The 3,649-nt window shown below is 56.9% G+C and carries 4 protein-coding genes and 1 tRNA gene; all 5 read right to left on the bottom strand.

The annotated features are described in order from the left end of the window. Positions 1–200: 200 nt before the first annotated feature. Positions 201–1,142 (bottom strand): ribose-phosphate pyrophosphokinase, encoded by a 942-nt coding sequence (locus tag AC1DLB_RS24735; RefSeq protein WP_477785817.1) that lies wholly within the window; start codon positions 1,140–1,142, stop codon positions 201–203. Positions 1,143–1,188: 46 nt separating this feature from the next. Next, positions 1,189–1,263 (bottom strand) — tRNA-Gln (locus AC1DLB_RS24730). 37 nt (positions 1,264–1,300) lie between these two features. Beyond that, the gene (gene ispE, locus AC1DLB_RS24725) at positions 1,301–2,152 is read right to left on the bottom strand and encodes a 4-(cytidine 5'-diphospho)-2-C-methyl-D-erythritol kinase (protein WP_064616180.1); all 852 of its coding nucleotides are present in this window, start codon (positions 2,150–2,152) and stop codon (positions 1,301–1,303) included. Between the two features lie 2 nt (positions 2,153–2,154). After that, a complete protein-coding gene (lolB, locus tag AC1DLB_RS24720; RefSeq protein WP_018929569.1) occupies positions 2,155–2,772 on the bottom strand; it encodes a lipoprotein insertase outer membrane protein LolB in 618 nt (205 codons plus the stop codon). Positions 2,773–2,776: 4 nt separating this feature from the next. Next, the coding region (locus AC1DLB_RS24715; RefSeq protein WP_477785816.1) for a tetratricopeptide repeat protein at positions 2,777–3,649 on the bottom strand (873 nt) is incomplete at its 5' end.

Raw genomic sequence — 3,649 nt, 5'->3', positions numbered from 1 at the left:
GGCTCGCACCTTTCCCCAGGTCGGAACGCACTTCAGCATTCAGAGTAAAATCGTTCATGTTGTATCTCCAAAATAACCACATTCGCCCCAGCGTTTGCGACCAGCGCTAAAGGCGATATGGGCAAAAAAGCCCCGCCCCGACATGAATGCCGGGGCGGGGCGCTTTTCGTCAACAGGATGTAATGAAAAGGGCAGGGCCCTTARCGGAACATCGCGCTGATCGATTCTTCRTTGCTGATGCGGCGRACCGCYTCGGCAACTACCGGTGCGATATCCAGTTGRCGGATACGYGCACAGGCTTGTGCTGCAGCGGACAGCGGGATGGTGTTCGTCACCACCAGCTCGTCCAGCACGGAATTTTCAATGTTTTCGATCGCCCGACCCGACAGCACAGGGTGCGTGCAGTAGGCGAAAACCTTGGCAGCGCCATGCTCTTTCAAGGCCTTGGCCGCGTGACACAGAGTGCCGGCGGTATCGACCATGTCATCGACCAGAATACAGGTACGCCCTTCGACATCACCGATGATATGCATCACTTCAGAGTGATTGGCTTTCTCACGGCGTTTGTCGATGATCCCGAGATCCACGCCCAGGGATTTGGCAACAGCCCGTGCACGCACGACGCCGCCAATGTCCGGGGACACGATCATCAGGTTTTCGAAGCGCTGATCTTCAATGTCATCCACCAGTACCGGGGAGCCGTAGATGTTATCTACCGGAATATCGAAGAAACCCTGGATTTGGTMAGCATGCAGATCAACCGTGAGAACACGGTCGATGCCGACTACGGTAAGCATGTCAGCAACGACTTTCGCGCTGATAGCCACACGTGCGGAACGCGGACGGCGATCCTGACGGGCATAACCAAAGTAAGGAATAACAGCAGTGATACGAGTAGCCGAGGAGCGGCGGAAGGCATCAGCCATCACTACCAGTTCCATCAGGTTATCGTTGGTCGGAGCGCAAGTCGGCTGAATAATGAAGACATCCTTACCGCGGACGTTTTCATTGATCTCGGCTGTAATTTCGCCGTCGGAAAACTTACCGACAGAGATGTCACCGAGAGGGATATGCAGCTGACGTACGACACGCCGAGCCAGATCGGGGTTAGCGTTCCCCGTAAAGACCATCATCTTGGACACGCGCAGTACCTGAAGGCTGAGGGTAACCTGGATGAGTATAGGAAAATGGCAGGGGCGGCTGGATTCGAACCAACGCATGGCAGGATCAAAACCTGCTGCCTTACCGCTTGGCGACGCCCCTGTATCTGTTGCTACGAGTACCCAGTACCCGATTCCTTTTAGAGCAGACTTTGCAGCTTGCGATGCAACATCGAAACGTTGCTTCCTTTTGCTACAAACCCTGTAAGGGTCTCTGTAAGAAGGGCCGAGACTTTATCAGCTTCAGCTTTGCTTGGGAAGCCCCCAAACACACAACTTCCAGTTCCGGTGAGTTTTGCTTCGGTAAATTTACCTAGCAAATTCAAGGCGTTACGTACCTCTGGATAACGTCTTGCTACCACCGGTAAGCAGTCATTTCGACTGTTTCCCTTGGGAACGGGGCGCACTTTAATGGGAGGAGTGTTACGTGTCAACAGCGGATCTGAAAAAATTTCTGCTGTACTTACAGATACTTGCGGCACAAGCACCAGATACCACGGTTCCTCGGGTTCTACAGGCGTGAGTTTCTCCCCCACGCCCTCGGCGAAAGCCGCGTGGCCACGCACGAAAACCGGGACGTCGGCGCCAAGTGTCAGACCCAGCGCGGCCAGCCTGTCGTCATCCCAGCCCAGTTGCCAAAGATGATTGAGGCCCAGCAACGTGGTCGCCGCATTCGAACTGCCGCCACCGATTCCACCGCCCATGGGCAGGATTTTTTCGATCCAGATGTCGATGCCCAGTGAACAACCGGATTGCTCCTGGAGTTTTTTCGCGGCTTTGACAATCAGGTTGCTGTCGTGAGGGACGTCGGCGAATTCGGTGTGCAACCGAATTACGCCATCGTCGCGAACGGCGAAGGTGATTTCATCGCCGTAATCGAGAAACTGAAAAATCGTCTGCAACTCGTGGTAACCGTCTTCACGGCGGCCGAGGATATGCAGCATCAAGTTGAGTTTGGCGGGCGAGGGCAGAGTCAGGCGTGGGGCAGTCATCTTCACTGCCCCAGTTTGCGCGGTTGCCAGTCCTTGATCACCAGCGTGACATCAAGGTCGGTGCCGTGCAGTTTGATCCGCTCGGGCAGCCAATAGCCGTTTTGCTCGGCATAACTGAGGTACTCGACCTGCCAGCCATCCTGTTCGAGATTGGCCAGGCGGCTGTCGACGTCCAGGGTCAGACGACTTTTGCTGTCCGGGGCCGGGAGACCGCGAACCCACCACGCCAGATGGGACACCGGTAATTTCCAGCCCAGTTGCTCTTCGACCAGGGCTTCCGGAGTCGACGCGTCATAACGGCCCTGATTGGCCACTTCCAGCGAGACTTTGCCGGGGCGCCCGGTCAAGCGGGCCGCGCCGCGACCCAGCGGGCCGGAGAGGCGGATATCGTAGTAATCCTGGCGTTGCAGCCAGAACAGGGTGCCGCTGCCCGAATCTTTTGGCGCGCGGATACCGATCTTGCCGTTGATCTGCCAGCCGTCGAGGCTGCTCAGTTGTTGTTTGTGCTCGCGCCATTGGGCCGGGTTACCGTGTCCCCCGACCGATTCACGGGCGCTGAAGCCCGCGCAACCGGCGAGCAGGGCGATGAAGCTGAAAACGATAATGTGGCGCAAAAACATAATTTTAAAGAGTCTCTGATCCGGTCAGGCGCTTGATGGTACTGCGCAGGGTAGGACTGTCGGGCTGCTCCTTGAGGAACTTGCTCCAGACTTGTTTGGCTTCGCGTTGTTTGCCATTGGCCCACAGGACTTCGCCCAGATGAGCGGCAACTTCCTGATCAGGGAAGCGCTCCAGTGCCTGGCGCAAATAGCGCTCGGCCTCATCGAGGTTGCCCAGGCGGAAATTCACCCAGCCGAGGCTGTCGAGAACGGCCGGGTCTTCCGGGTTCAACTGGTGCGCCTGTTCGATCAGGGCCTTGGCTTCGGCGTAACGCGTGGTGCGGTCGGACAGGGTGTAGCCGAGGGCATTCAACGCCATCGCATTGTCCGGGTCACGTTTGATGATCAGTCGCAGGTCTTTTTCCATCTGCGCCAGGTCATTACGTTTTTCCGCCTGCATGGCTCGGGTATACAGAAGATTCAAATCATCCGGGAATTTCTGCAGGGCTTGCTGCAAGACGTTCCAGGCCTTGTCGCCCTGTTTGTTGGCCGACAAGGTTTCGACTTCGATCAGGTACAACTGGATCGCATAATCGGGTTGCTCGTCGCGCTGGGCCGCCAGACGGCTTTGGGCTTCGGCGGTCCTGCCGTTGTTCATCAGAATATCGGCCTGACGCAATTGCGCTGGCAGGTAATCGTTGCCCGGCCTGACCTGGGCGTACTCGATCAGCGCGCCCTGGGGGTCGTTACGCTCTTCCGCGATACGCCCAAGGTTCAGATGCGCCGAGTCGACGTGGCTTTCCCTGGCGATCAAGTCTTCCAGATAACCTTTTGCCTCGTTCCAGGCCTTGGCTTCCAGGCAGACCAGAGCCAACGAATAACGCAGTTCGTCGTCTTC

It is taken from the genome of Pseudomonas sp. 05N434, from assembly GCF_056396965.1.
Note: the sequence above shows the minus strand (reverse complement) of the source record. Positions and strands in the feature narration are given on the sequence as shown.

What these genes read in the sequence shown, in the direction of transcription:
- lolB (WP_018929569.1), bottom strand. Translation starts at nt 2,772, where the DNA reads ATGTTTTTGCGCCACATTATCGTTTTCAGCTTCATCGCCCTGCTCGCC.
- ispE (WP_064616180.1), bottom strand. Translation starts at nt 2,152, where the DNA reads ATGACTGCCCCACGCCTGACTCTGCCCTCGCCCGCCAAACTCAACTTG.